Source organism: Bradyrhizobium elkanii USDA 76, from assembly GCF_023278185.1.
Classification (GTDB): domain Bacteria; phylum Pseudomonadota; class Alphaproteobacteria; order Rhizobiales; family Xanthobacteraceae; genus Bradyrhizobium; species Bradyrhizobium elkanii.
On the sequence record NZ_CP066356.1, the window covers coordinates 4,012,674 to 4,026,705 of the forward strand.

Here is a 14,032-nt window from a genome sequence, read left to right on the forward strand (position 1 = left end):
TTGGTGGACGCGGGTTCAACATCTCTCGTGATGTTTTATGTCACGGCGTAATAGAAGATGCTGAGTGCCCGCGTCCGTTCCGGTGCGGTAACCACCGGAAACCGGTTAGATCGATTGTCCTATCACTTCGAGCACTTGCTGACCGGTCAGCCTGCTACGGGCGAGCAGGGTCTCGACGAGGTTGCGGAAGGCAAGCTCGTGCTGGCGAAGTATCGCCTCCGCCTCGACCTCCGCTGCTCTAATGAGCAACGAGATCGCATTGCTATTCGACGCAAGGCGCTCGGCGTAGCGGAGTGCCTTGCGTCGATCGGAGCCGCGCAGTCCCGTGCCTTCGCTGAGAAACACTTCTTCGCCGATCGAGCCCGCGACGAGCACGACGATCCGGGAGAAGTCTCCGCGCTCGTCATCATCTGCAGCGCCACCGATGACGACACCATTGATCGTGCGGTAACCTTCGAGGCGGCCGACGATCGAGACGTGATCGATCGATAGACCGCAAGCAAAGCGGGCGATGCAGTGTGCGCTCTCGTGTGCGGCGATGCGCTGTTGCTCGCGCCATAGAGCGGTCTGACTGTGAAACATCACCGGCCACGCATGCGGTCAATCATGCGCTGACGAGCAAGCATGCGGGTTCTCGCGGCCATACGTGCGAGCGCTGCGCGGTGAGCAGCGGCAAGCGAGGTAACGTCTAGACTACGAAAGACTGCTTCAGAGTCGGCGGGAACGCTCACGAGCGAAAGCTCCATCAGCTCGAACCGGACAGCCCATGCGGTGACGCTGCCATCAGATGGGATGCGGTCTTGTTCAGGGTCGAGTACGCGACCGTCGCTATCTTCAAACCGCCATTTGCGGACGACGTATCCGATCGATGATCCGGGGATCATTGCGTCGCGAACCATCGCCATCGCGTCGTCACCAGCGCGAGTCTCGGCGAACTTGATCGTCGCAAGCATCAGACCTCCGTCAAAGCGGATGCTGACGACCTTGCCAATGATGTTTCCGAGACCTGCCTGAGAGTGAGAGTCGAGGACTGCGATGCCGCCTTTCTGCATGCGGCTGAGATCAACGCTCGACGGGCTGATTTTCAGTCGCTCGGTGTATAGCCCGCGATCGACAGGTGATCCAGCGGAGGCGACGACTTCGACGGTTCTTTGACTCGGATTGAACGACCGTGGCGATGCAGATGTTTTGGCGAACCGCTTTTCAGGCGATCGCCGAGTAGTCCAAGGCGCTACGGGCATTAGACGCCACCATGAACGATATACGACTTGCCGTGGCTGTCGTGAACACCAGCATCAGCGGCGACGCGATCACTGCCGAAGATCGGCGTAGCTTTTTGCAAGGAAGGATCGTCGAGGCTGACGTTCTGCTTCGCGCCCGGCGCGGTGAGCGCGGGAGAGTGCATGCGTGTCAGAACGCGAACCTGCGGGTCGGCGAAGTCCAGCGCGTATCCGTACTCGATCGCGCGGGCGGCGATTGCTACCGGGAGTGCGCCTTGCGAATACCTACCACAGACACAAGCCATGGCCCCGTCATCCTCGCGCCACTCGATTGGAGCGAGTGCGAGCACGGTACGACGTTCGATGACCGGCGCGACTGCAGTCGGAGCGACGGGCTCATGCTCGACCGGAATATTGGGCGCGATCCGGCCAGCGCGGAGACCGTCGATCAGGTAGGCAAGCTCAGCCGCAGTGTGATCTACGCTGAGCGCGAGATCGCGGGAGATCGATTGCGCGAAGCCAGCGATTTCTGCGGCGGCGAACGACAAACCTCCGATTTTCTCGGCTGGCGCGATCAATGCGCGAATAGCATCGACCGCAGCGAGCGCGGCGGCCTGATAGTCGTGAAGAGCGGCCTCGTGCTCGTTAGCCAGCTTCGCGGCCAGTTCGGCACGAACGATCGAGTCATGTTCGGCGCGTTTCTGGGCGAGTGCCTGTTCATAGCGGCGGATGACAGACGTAAGCGTCTTCGCGGACGCCTCCGATTGCGCAAGGAGGGCATGCGCGGCCTCGATCTCGGCGGTTGGCTTACGCTCGAAAACGAGCCTCTCAGCCGCCTCAGAGGCGGCGGCGGCAGCACCGCGAGCGTCGTTCAGTTCGCCGCGAAGGGTGCCGAGACGATCTTCGATGTTCGCGATTTCTTTGATCAGTGACTTGAGGGTCTGACCGCCCTTTTTCGGGAAGAATGAAAATCCCATAGGAGTCCTCGTTTCAACAGGTGAAGCCCCGTTGCACGCTGGCAACGAGGCGTAGGTTTTGGGGTTCGGGATGATTGGGAAAGGGTTTGGGCGGGAGCGCGGTTCGCTCCGGGCGACGAAGGCAACTATAGCCCGGTTTCGGAGGCGATACCGTAGCTCGTCCAGTTCGTCCGGTTCATAACGGTTCGGCGACTAGCTGCCCATCGCGTTCGAGCAGCCGCAAGCACTTCCTTGCCGCCGCCTTGCGAACCGCAGCCCAAAAACTTGCTGGCAATGCGTAGAGCCGCCCGTCGTCCGACTGACACGATGTGATCTCGCCTGACTTGGCGAGTTCGTACACTCTGGATTTGCTAATCACGCCGTGCGGGACTTGTTCGAGAAGCGTAGGAACTGGCATCATGCCGCCCATCGGGCGGCTTGCGCTGCCGAGATCGATGACGGTCTGGGCTAGGCGCGCGGAGGCGAGTTCGGCTTCCAACCGGGCGACCTTCTCGCGCAGCGGTTCAAGCAAGGTTTCGGCGATCTTAGCGCGGTCGCGCCAGCCGTCCCGCTCTTCCTCCGACTTCCACCATTCGCGCCGGGCTTCGGCGGCTTCCCTTTTGGCCTCGCGCAGCTCGGCAGCGATCTCCTCCCGGAGCTGGACCTTGGTCTCTTCCCTGATCTGGCCTTCGATCTCCGCCCAGAGCTGGCCTTCGATCTCTGCGCGGATGCGCTGGCGAAGGCGGGATAGTTCAGACCGGGTGACACCGACTATTTCCTCGTCGAGCTGTGCCGGGCCTGTCGGTCTCGTTGGATAGATTGCGGTCATGTCAAGCTCCGCTTGCCGAACAGCTTGCGATAAAGAGCGGACGATGGCTCGCGATCGTTCGGCACATTACGTGGAATGTAGCAGTCGGTCGCGCAGACCCAGAGAACGTATTCGCCACAGGCGAGACCAACCGAGCACAAGTCGGCGTTGCGGCATCCGTCACAGGGGCAGTCGCTGGCATAAGTGGCGAAGGCTTCGGCGATGGTCTGCGGCTCGTCGGTCTGCTGCACTATGCTTAATGTTCCCATCGGCGTCCCTCACATTTGCACAGGGCGACGATCTCGGCGGAGCTGGCGACGAGTCGCCCGACCTCAGCCAGCAGCGCGTCCCTGAATTCGTCGTCGGTGCGGATATGGTGCTTGGCGAGGCTGCGCGGGAGCTGGCGGATATTGCGTTTGAGCTGCCTGACGGACTTGGTGACACGATCTCGTGTTTGTCCCGGAGGAAGCTGGGCAACTGCCGGATCGATGGCCTCAGCCATAGCGCGGTCAAGACAATCGAGTGCGGGCTGCAGAAGCTCGTGTAACAGGCGATCGTTCACGCTATCGCGCATCGCTATTGCCCCCCGCGTTTGCTGAGCTGCCGGGCCATCCGGTCGTCGAGGGGGAGATCGTCCTCAGCGATCGAGAGCGTCAAGCTGGCGTCGTCGGGTGCGTCAAAGCCGAGAGCCTTGAGCAGTTCGCGGCTGGGAGGCACGTCCTTGTGCTTCGGCTTGATCCTTGGGCACGAAGTAAAGAGGGCCTTGACGCTATAGGTATCGATGTACGTGGTTGTATCGAGTTTGACGGCTGTGATCCGGCCCTCCCGGATCAACGAATAGAGTTTCGATTTCGAGATGCTCATGAGGGAAAGAGCCGTGCTTACGCGCACGTAGCGTTTCTCGGTCAGTGGGTCTGGCCGATCGCCAAACAGGTCTAAGTCCATGTCAAGTTTTCCTTACAAGTGCTGTGCGAGGTTCCGTAGTGTTGAAAATGGCAATGATCTGAACCCCCTTAGCGAACGTTATGCGTAGTCGGATACAGCGCTGGGGCTTGACCCGTTCCGGCACCCTCCCTATGGAAGAACCTTTTGCGTATTACAGCGCACCATCTGAGCCTTCATTCGCTGCGAGGATCAGCAGCGCGGGCTCGTGGTGCGTTAGATCGAGGGGAAGAGCAGAGAGCGCGCGCTTACGCGCTGCTCATGTGGGAGCGCTTCTCTATGGGAATTGGTGCTTTGGCTTAGTGCTGACGGTGCTGCGGGTCTTGCCGACCAACGCTGTCAGATGCCGGTTTCCTGACTCAGCGCGAGTCACTGGTGCGTTTGTTCTGACGGTGGCTGCCAGTGCTGCCGACTAGCTGCGGACTCACCAGCAGCCTTGCTGCGCGATCCATTTGCGAATGGGATGGTGCTCACTTGCAGCTCGCAACCAACGTGCGCTCAGCGTGACGCGCCAGCGAAACCCGCCATCCGGTCCACGCGATGCCCCCTTGTATGCGGCGACATATCCGGCATCCCTCAGCCAGCGCAGTCCCCATGCTGGGGGATTGCATACGGCTTGCAGTGCGGTGACCGGAACGACTACCTCGTTGGTCACCAACTCGGCGTGCTCAGCAATCGCGCTGGCAACGTCCAGCATTACGCGGTTCATAGTCGTATCGAGCAAGGCAACCTTGACCAGCTCGCGCTGGTACTCACGCTTGGCGAAAGCGGCAAGGACGGCATCGGTCACACTCGTAACAACGTTGATGCGAGGTGCTTGCTCGGCGCGTCTAGCGTTTGCTGGCATCATAGCCGATGCCTTGTCACATGTGACGGGGAATTCTTGTCACGACTAGACCGGTACAACGCCGTCCGGCACCGGTCAGAGCAAGTCTTCCTTGTCGGCGCGATCGGTTTGGAGCACGAGGCGCACATATGCATCCGGGCGATGTGCGCGCTTCCGCTGATTTTCAGAATGCAGCCGGTGCTTGACGCTGTTACAGCGATAGTATCGCCGCTGCGGACTGTGATTGTGGTCATGCCGTCACCGAGCGTTGGCCTTTTCTTGCCGCAAGAAACAGCAAGCCGCGTTGATGAGACGTGAGGGTTTCGCCTTTGGCGAACGCCTTGATTGCGTCGTCTAGCTTCTTGTCCGCATGCCGCCGGTAGGCGGCGCGGCAGTCGTCATCAGTTGGCCGTGGCCTATGGTCGTCTAGTACTACGATATTGGTCATCTGTTGCTCTATTCGGTTGGTGCGAAGTGGCACAAGTGCGTGTACACCAGTTACTTACTTACTTTGCTGTACACGGACCTGTGCCAACCTTGGCGTTTGCTTTGCGGCGTTGATAGGTGCGCTTGCTGATACCCAGCGCCAGCCACGGCTTAGTCCTGTTTTCGGAGTGCGTCGCCAGATACTCAGCGCGCGGCTGTGCGCCGCGCTTACGCCGACGTTCGGCTTCGGCTTGCTTTTTGCAACGCTTACGTCGCAGCTCGCGGCCAGCCTTATCGAGATCGAATGCACCGATGGTGGTGATGCCGAGCGCTTGTCGCGTCTCGAATGGCAGCTGCATCTCTTGGCCCAGTTCGTCGGCTGTCCACTTCCGAGGATCAGCCTCAACCATCATGATAATGGTTTCTACGTCGTAGGGACTAAGCCACGGAGCCCACTGCGCGGCCCACTCTCTGATTGCAGCATCTGGACCGCAATTCTTACCAAGGTGCCAGAGATGGCAGGCCGCGATGTGGAGACAGTCCAGTCCTGCGCTGTCGTCGGGCAACACGGTGTCGCGAAACTGATAGGCGAAGAGTAGTTCCAGCTCGGAAAAGCGGATGTTCTTGCGCGTCTGGTAGAGTGGTGTTTTCCGGCTGTTTTCGTGAACGTCGTAGAGCAGCTTAATAAGCGCGCGGGTCTGCGCCACCGCTCTCGCGTCAGTGCGATCGACCTTCACCAGCCGCGCTTGAGTTTTGGTCATTCTGTGATCAGACCGGCTTCGACGGCGACACGACGCGGAATAAGGCGCGACCCTCCGATTTTCACACTCGGCAGCGCGCCGCTGTAGACTTGGTTGTAGACGGTCCCAACATCCAGTCCGGTCATCTGAGCGTATTCGGCGATGCGCCAGCCAATGCGATCGGGGTGATGCAGCGGCAATGGCGCGCGAGGTTTTGCAGGCATGATGTGATTACTTCCTTTGGTTTGAGCGCAAACGGAGAAAGCGCCCACCGAGAATTTTCGGAGGCGCTTTCATTTAGCCAATGGTGGCGGGGAACAACGTGCGCGCGTGGTACCACGCACATTCATTCAAGTCGAGGCAAGTAGTCCTTTACATATAAAACCCTGAGCACGAAAGTCCTTGTGTAGCAGTGGTTTCGTCTTTTTCGGCAATCAAAAACTTTCTTCGATAGTCGGCAAAGTTGTCTTGACGAAGAGCGGGGAGGGGCGAGGCAATAAAAAGCCCGCATAGCGCTCAAACAAAAAGCCCGGCCAGAGTGACCGGGCTTCACTTTTATCGCACGGGTGAGTCAGCTAGGCCGCTTGTCGCGCATCCTCAGCGGTGACGGCGGCCATGACGTAGGCTTCCCATTTCGTCAGGGCTTCGAGCTTCTGCTGGACGTACTGGGCGTTGTTATAGACCTTATCCATGTCCTTCTTGCCGTGGTTGAGAATCGCCTCAGAGACTTCGTGGCGCACGTCGATGTGCTCGGCCATTGCCGTCTTGCCGGTGCGGCGAAGGTCATGGAAAATCCAATGTTCGTTGAACTGGACTACTGCATCAATCTTCTCTTTCAGGTGTGTCCAGTTCCCAAATCCAGCATTCTTCTTGCCGAATACGTAGTCGCGGCCTTCGAGCTTGCGACTACTGATGATCTCCTTCGCCTTCCGCGCAAGCGGGACGACATGCCTCGCGAGCGACTTGTTTTTGGCACGGGCGCGCGTCCATGTGACGCGATCGTTAGCGATCTCGGCGACCCGCAGGTTGCCAATCTGGTCGGCACGCTGCATCGTCAGCATAAGCAGCCGAACCACGTCGCGTTCGTCCTGCGAGAATTGGTCGCCGTCGAGCGAAAGCCAGAGCTTGCGAAGCTCGGCGGGGCTCAGCTCACGGTCGCGACTAATCTCGGGTGCCTTGTTGGTCTTTTCGGCCGGATTGTTCTCGCACATGCCCTCGCCAATTGCCCAATTGAAGAAAGCGGAGAGGGCAGAGCGGGAGCGGTTGCGCGTGGTGCTTCCGCGCTCTTGCTCGATCGTCGCCAGCTCCTCGGACACGTCCGAGCGGGTGATCTCGGTGAGCGCCTTACCGTGAAGCCGCTTGAAATGGACCTTAAGCGCCCGCTCGTTGTCCTCATAATATTTCGCGGCCCAGCCTGCCTTCTTGGCTTTGAGGTATGCCTCGATCAGAGGCAGGATGGACTGGGATATCCGGCGCTCTTCCTCAAGCCGGGCGGCCTTGGGGTTCTTGCCGGTTTGGGCGAGGCCAAGGATATGCCGGGCTTTCTCGCGGGCGGCTTCGAGATCGAGGACGGCGATACGGCCGATGGTTTCCCGCCCCTGCCGGGAACCAATCTGCCATTGCGCGACGTAGGAGCTGGCACCGCTTGCCCGGAGGCGTACGCCGAAGCCGGGCATGAGATCGTCCCAGAGCAAAACCTCGGTCTTACCCTCGGGTGCCTTGAGCTTCCGCATGGCCGTCGTGCTGGTGAACTTCACAGGTGCTGTTTCCAATTGGTGGAAGGACGGTGGAAGGTGGAAGGCTTCCAATCAGTCACATTCACTTTCAAACAAACAGCCAACATATTGGGAATTCACCAGTGATTTTACAAGGTTACGCTCCCTCAGTTGCAACCAGTTACAACCACTTTCCATGCGAAATTTTGACTGTAAATCAGCCGCCTCATGGCTTCGCAGGTTCGAGTCCTGCCTCCCCCACCAGCCTTCGCTCGCTTCGCGAGCTACGGCTCGGCAGGCCGGGAAAACTCCATCGTAGCGAAGCGAGAAGGCTGCCACGCCATAGCCCGAAGGGCGACGGCGGGCTGCATCGGCGAGGCATGAGTCGCTTCGCGACCCACGGCCCGGCAAGCCCAGGAAACTCCATCGTAGCGAAGTGAGCGAAGGCGGGCCACAACCTGCTCGTCCATTCGACACCCGCTTCTTCACCCTATCCGCGCAAACATCTCCAGCTGCCGCCGGCGTTCCGTTGCTCGGCCCGAGAGTGCAATGGTAGATTGCGCCATTTCATGATTGAGCCGTTTCAGACGACATGAAGAAAATTTTGCACTGGGACGCTTCTGCAGGAGACGACCCGGCGCTGATGGTTGCCTGCGCTGTCCTGTTCGGCGTCTCGATCCTGCTTTCGATACCGGCATTTTTTGGTGGTGCTGGCCAGGCCGGAATCGATTTTTCATGTTTCTGGGGCGCGGGCGCGATGGCGCTCGAAGGCCATGCGGCGGCGGCCTACGATTGGGAGCAGCTGCATCAGCAACTTGTTCTCCGGCTGCAATCCCTCAATCACGCTCCGTATCCTTACGATCAGGTACCGGTTCCGTTCTTTTATCCGCCGGTGTTTTTCCTGGTTGTGGCGCCGCTGGCGCTGCTGCCCTTTCCGATCGCGTTCTGGGTCTGGAGCGCGGCGAAGCTGTCTTGCTGGCTGCTTGTCGTTCATGCCATCCGGCCACGCTCCGCCGCGCTTCTGCTGGCACTCGCTGCTCCGCCCGTATTCTACGATTTCATCTCCGGCCAAAGCGCGCTGCTTGCCGCATCGTTGCTCGGCGGCATCCTGCTGACATTGGACAGGCGTTCGCTTCTCAGCGGAATCCTGATCGCGCTGCTCATCTTCAAACCGCAATATGGCGTTCTGCTTCCCTTCGTGTTGATCGCCACCGGACGTTGGCGCGTCGTCATCACCGCCGCCCTTATGATTCCGGTCCTGCTGCTGCTCGCCGGGCTGATCTTCGGTTGGGATACCTTCGATGGATTCCGCGCGGCCGCCACCTTCGCCACGACGCAATTCCACCTCAGTGGCGCGCTGCCATGGTACAAACTGCAGAGCATCTATGGTCTCTTGAGAGACGCCGGCCTTGGCTATGGTCTGGCGATGGCATTTCACGTCGCCATCGCATCGGTGGTTGCGGTCGGGGTGCTGATCCTGTGGCGCGGCCATGTCAGCTTCGCGGTAAAGGCCGCAAGCCTGCTGGCGGCAACGCCGCTGATTTCTCCTTACTTCGCGATCTACGATATGCCGATCCTGGTGGTCGCGCTGGTGTTTCTCATGAACGCCAGCGCGGGCCGCCTCGCGTCGCGTTCGGGTCGAAGCGCCTTCCGGATCGCGGTCAGCGTCGTCTTCGTATTGGGATACGCTTTCCCGTTCGTGCGCACGCCTCTCGGCCCCATGATGTGCGCAACCGTGATCGCGCTGATCTGGACGAGATACCGGCAAGAGGCCGGCGAGACGGCTCCAGGCGAGGAGTTGCGAAAATCTGCGACCGTTGGAGGCTAAAGCATGATCCGGCGCGATGAGGATTCAACCCGATCTCATCGCGCTTTAGTGTCCTGATCGCGAACAGTCTGCGAAGATCATAGGATCAGCCGTCCTGGTGCGCCGGCGGCGTTGCCGTGCCGGGCACAGCCTCCGCGCCAACCGGGCGCCTGGTGCCCGACGGATCGTCGCGCTTGAGCATCGAGGCCCAGGCGAAAAATGGATAGGCCAAAAGCGCCAGGTACCTCGTGGGCATTGGATGATCGACGCCGAATGCCGTCGGCTTCTGCCCTTCCGGAAGATAGAGGCTGCCGAATAGCACATCGTAGAACGAGAACAGCCCGGCGTAGTTCTTGTCCCTGGCTTCCCGCTCGCTGCTGTGGTGCCAGTGATGAAACTCCGGCGACACCAGGACATGGCGTAGCGGGCCGTAGCCCAGGCGCACGTTGGCGTGCGCGAGCCAGGATTGCCAGTAGTAGATCGCAAGATAGGTCCCGATCGCCTCAGCGGAGAAACCGAGCGCGAACAGCGGAAACAGCGAACCAACCTTCATGAAGGTCACGTCAAGCGGGTGCTGGTGGATCGCGGCGAGCCAGTCCAGCTCTTCGACGGCGTGATGGACGGCATGGATGCGCCACATGGCGGGCACGACATGCAGGATGCGGTGGGTCCAGTAGATGCCGAGGTCCCCGATCACGATCGCGATGAGCGCCTGAGCCCAATACGGGAGATCGCTGACCGCCTGCTTGACGGCCGAGGGCAGGATCGATTGATTGACCAGCGTCGCCAGTGCGATGATCGCGGTCACGCCGATGAACACCAGCCAGCCGTTGAGAAACAGGAAGGCCATGTCGGTCGACAGACCACGCCTGAAGATCTTCTGCGGCCTCGCTGCAAAGAGTTGCTCGAACGGCACGAAGATCAGGGGCGCCAGCAACAGCTGATATTGTTCCAATAACGCGCGCATTCAAATGGCCACATGAAATGGCGACAGCCTACCACCTCGGTCCCCGATGGCGTCAATCGGAAACGAAACCCGGGTTGTGGCAGCGTTAATCAGCATCCCCGTGCCGCTACGGGGATCACGGGTGTCCGCGAGCCGGAGCGGGCCAAATCCAGCCCGTCACTCCATCCTTGCGAACATCTCCACCAGCGTTGCGCCGCCACCACCTCGACTCACCCCCCCGCAATCCACGCCGCAGCAGCTTCGCGAAATCCTGCGCCATCTGCGACGGCGCCTCATGCGTCGGGGAGAGGATCGCGATCTGGTACTGGATCTTCGGCTTGAACGGGCGGATGGCAAGGCCCTCGGTGAACGGCTTGCTCACCACCGGATCGACGATGCCGACGCCGCGGCCCTCGGCGACGAGCTGGCAGGCGGTCGAGAAGAATTCGGTTTCCGCCACCACGTTCCAGCGTGCGCCATATTCGGAGAAGGCGGATGCCAGCTGCTGATAGATCGGGTCGCCGCGAAACAGCGTGACGAACGGAACGCCGTCGAGGTCATCAGGAGTGATCTGCTTCAGCTTCGCTAGCGGATGCGCATGCGGCAGCATGCACGCGCACTCATACGAGAACACCTCCATATGCGAGGTCGGATAATCCAGCGGCAGCTCGGCGACCGCGAGATCGAATTGCTGGGTCGAGATCAGCTCGCGGACCGTCGCGGAATTCCGCGTGATGATCTTGATCTGCAGCTCGGGTCTGTTCTTGGCGAATTGCGACAGCAGACGCGGCAGCAAATTGATCGAGATGCTCGGATAGGCCGCGATCGCGAGGTGACCGCGCCGCCCGGACCTGATCTCGGCCGCCACGCGCGATGCGTTCTCGGCAGCTTCGAGAGCGCGCGCCGCCTCGACATAGAACAGCCTGGCTTCCGGGGTGGGTTGCAGGCGGCCGCCGCGGCGCAGGAAGAGGTTGAGGCCGGTCTCGTGCTCGAGGCCCGCGATCATGGTGCTGATGCCGGGCTGCGACATGCCGAGCAGCTCGGCCGCCCTTGTCATGGTGCCGTGGAGCATCAGGGCGCGGAAGCATTCGAGCTGTCTGAGGCGCATGAGCGACTATACGAATCTGCTATAATGGACACAACTAATATTATTAGAATTGCATGACGGGCGGTGCTCCAATGGCGCAACGAGCCATTGAGGAGACATCACGTGACCGCAGCAACCATCGATCTGACCCGCGCCCGTCTGATCCCGGCCCGCAACGGCGTGGCGGCTCGCCTCGATGCGGGAGAGACCGTCACGATCGTCAACACCCACGGCAAGCAGGTGGTCGATACCTGGGCCTTCAATGCCCGCGACACCGGCGAGTTCATGTCGATGGAGCACAGCCGCGCATCGATGCTGCGGCTCGTTCCGCGCGTCGGCGACACGCTGACCACCAACCGGCGCCGCGCCATCCTCACCTTGGTCGCCGACACAACGCCGGGAATCCACGACACCTTGATCGCGGCCTGCGACATCCACCGCTATCGCCAGCTCGGCGCCGTCGGCCATCATGACAATTGCACGCAGAATCTGGCGCACGCGCTCGAGACCGTCGGACTGTCGGCCGCGGTGACGCCGGCGCCGCTCAATCTGTTCATGAATGTGCCGGTCGACGACAGCGGACAACTGGACTTCAGGTCGCCGGTCAGCGAGGCCGGGCAGTATGTGGCGCTGCGCGCCGAGATGGATCTGGTCATCGTGTTCTCGGCCTGTCCGCAGGACATGGTGCCGGTGAACGACATGCGGCCGACCGACGCTCACTTTCTCATCGCCTGAAGCTGTCAGCGCGGAGAACCGATCATGCGCAAGCTGCCGCCGCTCAATGCCGTCCGCGCGTTCGAAGCCGCGGCGCGCCACGAGAGCTTCACTGCCGCCGCCAATGAGCTCTGTGTCACCGTGACGGCGATCAGCCACCAGGTCCGGCAACTCGAAGCGATCCTCGGCCACAGACTGTTCGAACGCTCCGGCCGCGCGGTCGTGCTGACGGCGGAGGGCCATGCGCTGTTTCCGATGCTGCGCGACGGTTTCGACCGCATGGCGAGCGCCTTCGCGGCGATCAGGCCGCCGGCCGATGGCGATGCGATCACCGTATCGACCACGCGCGCCTTCGCCGAGCGCTGGCTGATGCCGCGGCTCGCGCGCTTCAACGCGGCGTTCCCATCGGTCGTGGTCCACATCGATGCGACCGAGGAGGTGCGCACACCGGGCACCGACGGCGTCGATCTGGCGATCCGCTACGGACGCGCGGATCGCGCCGGCGAGACATCGGTGCTGTTCAGCGATCGCTACATTGCGGTTGCGGCAAGCACGATCTGTCCGCCCGGTGCCCGTCTCGCCATTGACGACGTCCGTTCGCGCTCGCTGCTGGCGTTCCGCTGGAAGAACGCCGCGCTGGATTCGCCGGCGTGGTCGGCCTGGCTCGCGAAGGCCGATCACGATCCCGGCCGGGACTTCCGCATCTCCTGGTACAGCGAGGAGCCGCTGGCGCTGCATGCCGCCGAGCGCGGGCTCGGACCGCTATTGTGCAGCGATGCGCTGGTCGACGAGCAATTGCGGCAGGGCACGCTGCGCCGGCTCGACGGTCCCGCGCTTGCGGGCTTTGCCTATCGTCTCGTCGATGCGCCGGGCGCTGCCCGGCGCAAATCGGTGACGGCATTCATCGACTGGCTGCGCGGGGAAGCCGCCGCATTTCGGGCGGCTCCCCGACAGGTCATGACACGGGCTGCGTGAAGTAGGGCAGGGTCTCGACACGGACCTGGTAGGTGCCTGCCTTGACCAGGCCGTCGAGATGCGCGGCGATCTCCTCGAGCGATGCGAACCACACCTTGCGGTCGGCGACGACCCGCTCGAGCCAGCGCTCGACCACGCGCCAGCGGGCGAGCCGGCCGGTCAGGAACGGGTGCCAGATCCCCATCCAGAATCCGCCGGCCTCATAGGCGGCTTCGAACTCCTCGAACGAGGCGGCAAGGCCGTCGCTCGGCGATTTGACCGGCATCATGTAGCCGATCTCCGCGTAATGGGCGAAGGGCGGCCAATCGTCCGATCCCCAGTGCGGTGGCATCTCGTAGAGCGATCCGCGCGTGGTGCGCATCTGGTACGGGATGTCGTCGGCCATCAGCGACGAATCGTAGACGAAGCCGTGCTCGATCAGGAGATCGATCGTGCTCTGGTTGGCATTGTAGACCGGCGCGCGGTAGCCGCGCGGCTTCCGCCCGGTCATCGCGACATGGATGGCAAGCGCGCGCTCGAAGGCCTCGCGCTGCTGCGCCGAGGAAATCTCCGTCGGGTCCTCGTGGATGTAGCCGTGATGGCCGATCTCGTGACCCGCTTCAAGGATCGCTTCCACCGCATCCGGATAGCGCTGCATGGTCCAGGCCGGCATGAAGAACGATTGCTTCAGGCCGAGGCGGCGATAAGTCTCGAGGATGCGCGGCACGCCGACGGTCGGCCCGTATCGTCCCATCGTGATCGGGTAGAGCCGGTCGAAGGAGTCCTTCGGCCGCGCGATATGAATGAGGCTGTCGGCGTCGACGTCGAAGGTGATCGCGCAGGCGCAGCGCGCGCCGTTCGGCCAGGGGATGGGATTCGTTATCATCGGAT

The 14,032-nt window shown here is 61.5% G+C and carries 18 protein-coding genes; 4 read left to right on the top strand and 14 right to left on the bottom strand.

Features of this window, described 5'->3' with window-relative positions; genetic code table 11:
• Nucleotides 1-57: 57 nt before the first annotated feature.
• A complete protein-coding gene (locus tag JEY66_RS19415; protein ID WP_129965121.1) occupies nucleotides 58-492 on the top strand; it encodes a hypothetical protein in 435 nt (144 codons plus the stop codon).
• An 89-nt stretch (nucleotides 493-581) separates the two neighbouring features.
• On the opposite strand, the gene JEY66_RS19420 is transcribed toward JEY66_RS19415, so the two are convergent.
• From JEY66_RS19420 to JEY66_RS19470, 11 genes are all read right to left on the bottom strand, one after another.
• Entirely contained in the window at nucleotides 582-1,241 is a 660-nt protein-coding gene (locus JEY66_RS19420; protein WP_080650375.1) for an HK97 family phage prohead protease, read from the bottom strand.
• Entirely contained in the window at nucleotides 1,241-2,197 is a 957-nt protein-coding gene (locus JEY66_RS19425; RefSeq protein ID WP_129965120.1) for a hypothetical protein, read from the bottom strand. The genes JEY66_RS19420 and JEY66_RS19425 overlap by 1 nt, the downstream gene beginning before the upstream one ends.
• Before the next feature lie 175 nt (nucleotides 2,198-2,372).
• Complete coding sequence (locus JEY66_RS19430) at nucleotides 2,373-3,005, bottom strand: hypothetical protein (RefSeq protein WP_018272242.1); 633 nt, start codon at nucleotides 3,003-3,005, stop codon at nucleotides 2,373-2,375.
• Nucleotides 3,002-3,235: a hypothetical protein gene (locus tag JEY66_RS19435; RefSeq protein ID WP_018272241.1), complete on the bottom strand. Its 234-nt coding sequence runs from the start codon at nucleotides 3,233-3,235 to the stop codon at nucleotides 3,002-3,004. Before JEY66_RS19435 ends, JEY66_RS19430 begins: the two co-directional genes overlap by 4 nt.
• Nucleotides 3,236-3,240: 5 nt before the next feature.
• A complete protein-coding gene (locus JEY66_RS19440; protein WP_129965119.1) occupies nucleotides 3,241-3,558 on the bottom strand; it encodes a hypothetical protein in 318 nt (105 codons plus the stop codon).
• A gap of 2 nt (nucleotides 3,559-3,560) precedes the next feature.
• The gene (locus JEY66_RS19445) at nucleotides 3,561-3,929 is read right to left on the bottom strand and encodes a hypothetical protein (protein WP_018272239.1); all 369 of its coding nucleotides are present in this window, start codon (nucleotides 3,927-3,929) and stop codon (nucleotides 3,561-3,563) included.
• Between the two features lie 421 nt (nucleotides 3,930-4,350).
• A complete protein-coding gene (locus tag JEY66_RS19450) occupies nucleotides 4,351-4,716 on the bottom strand; it encodes a hypothetical protein (protein WP_129965118.1) in 366 nt (121 codons plus the stop codon).
• 286 nt (nucleotides 4,717-5,002) lie between these two features.
• Entirely contained in the window at nucleotides 5,003-5,200 is a 198-nt protein-coding gene (locus JEY66_RS19455; RefSeq protein WP_129965116.1) for a hypothetical protein, read from the bottom strand.
• Between the two features lie 58 nt (nucleotides 5,201-5,258).
• The gene (locus JEY66_RS19460; protein ID WP_018272237.1) at nucleotides 5,259-5,939 is read right to left on the bottom strand and encodes a hypothetical protein; all 681 of its coding nucleotides are present in this window, start codon (nucleotides 5,937-5,939) and stop codon (nucleotides 5,259-5,261) included.
• Nucleotides 5,936-6,142, bottom strand: coding sequence for a helix-turn-helix domain-containing protein (locus tag JEY66_RS19465; protein WP_129965115.1), 207 nt, complete (start codon nucleotides 6,140-6,142; stop codon nucleotides 5,936-5,938). The genes JEY66_RS19460 and JEY66_RS19465 overlap by 4 nt, the downstream gene beginning before the upstream one ends.
• Before the next feature lie 351 nt (nucleotides 6,143-6,493).
• The gene (locus JEY66_RS19470) at nucleotides 6,494-7,675 is read right to left on the bottom strand and encodes a tyrosine-type recombinase/integrase (protein WP_018272235.1); all 1,182 of its coding nucleotides are present in this window, start codon (nucleotides 7,673-7,675) and stop codon (nucleotides 6,494-6,496) included.
• Between the two features lie 550 nt (nucleotides 7,676-8,225).
• Between JEY66_RS19470 and JEY66_RS19475 the strand changes: the two genes are divergently transcribed.
• Entirely contained in the window at nucleotides 8,226-9,461 is a 1,236-nt protein-coding gene (locus JEY66_RS19475; RefSeq protein ID WP_016843380.1) for a glycosyltransferase family 87 protein, read from the top strand.
• Between the two features lie 85 nt (nucleotides 9,462-9,546).
• Here the strand turns inward: JEY66_RS19475 and JEY66_RS19480 are convergent, their stop codons facing one another.
• Nucleotides 9,547-10,407: a sterol desaturase family protein gene (locus tag JEY66_RS19480; protein WP_240537337.1), complete on the bottom strand. Its 861-nt coding sequence runs from the start codon at nucleotides 10,405-10,407 to the stop codon at nucleotides 9,547-9,549.
• Nucleotides 10,408-10,522: 115 nt separating this feature from the next.
• Nucleotides 10,523-11,494, bottom strand: coding sequence for a LysR family transcriptional regulator (locus JEY66_RS19485; RefSeq protein WP_018272234.1), 972 nt, complete (start codon nucleotides 11,492-11,494; stop codon nucleotides 10,523-10,525).
• Between the two features lie 102 nt (nucleotides 11,495-11,596).
• Between JEY66_RS19485 and JEY66_RS19490 the strand changes: the two genes are divergently transcribed.
• Together JEY66_RS19490 and JEY66_RS19495 are read left to right on the top strand one after the other, a co-directional pair.
• The gene (locus JEY66_RS19490) at nucleotides 11,597-12,208 is read left to right on the top strand and encodes a DUF1989 domain-containing protein (protein ID WP_016843383.1); all 612 of its coding nucleotides are present in this window, start codon (nucleotides 11,597-11,599) and stop codon (nucleotides 12,206-12,208) included.
• A 24-nt stretch (nucleotides 12,209-12,232) separates the two neighbouring features.
• On the top strand, nucleotides 12,233-13,162 hold the full coding sequence (locus JEY66_RS19495; protein ID WP_016843384.1) for a LysR substrate-binding domain-containing protein: 930 nt from the start codon (nucleotides 12,233-12,235) through the stop codon (nucleotides 13,160-13,162).
• On the opposite strand, the gene JEY66_RS19500 is transcribed toward JEY66_RS19495, so the two are convergent.
• Nucleotides 13,143-14,027 carry a polysaccharide deacetylase family protein gene (locus JEY66_RS19500; protein ID WP_018272233.1) on the bottom strand — a complete coding sequence of 295 codons (885 nt, stop codon included), beginning with the start codon at nucleotides 14,025-14,027 and terminating at the stop codon, nucleotides 13,143-13,145. The two genes, JEY66_RS19495 and JEY66_RS19500, sit on opposite strands and share 20 nt — an antisense overlap.
• Nucleotides 14,028-14,032 lie beyond the last annotated feature (5 nt).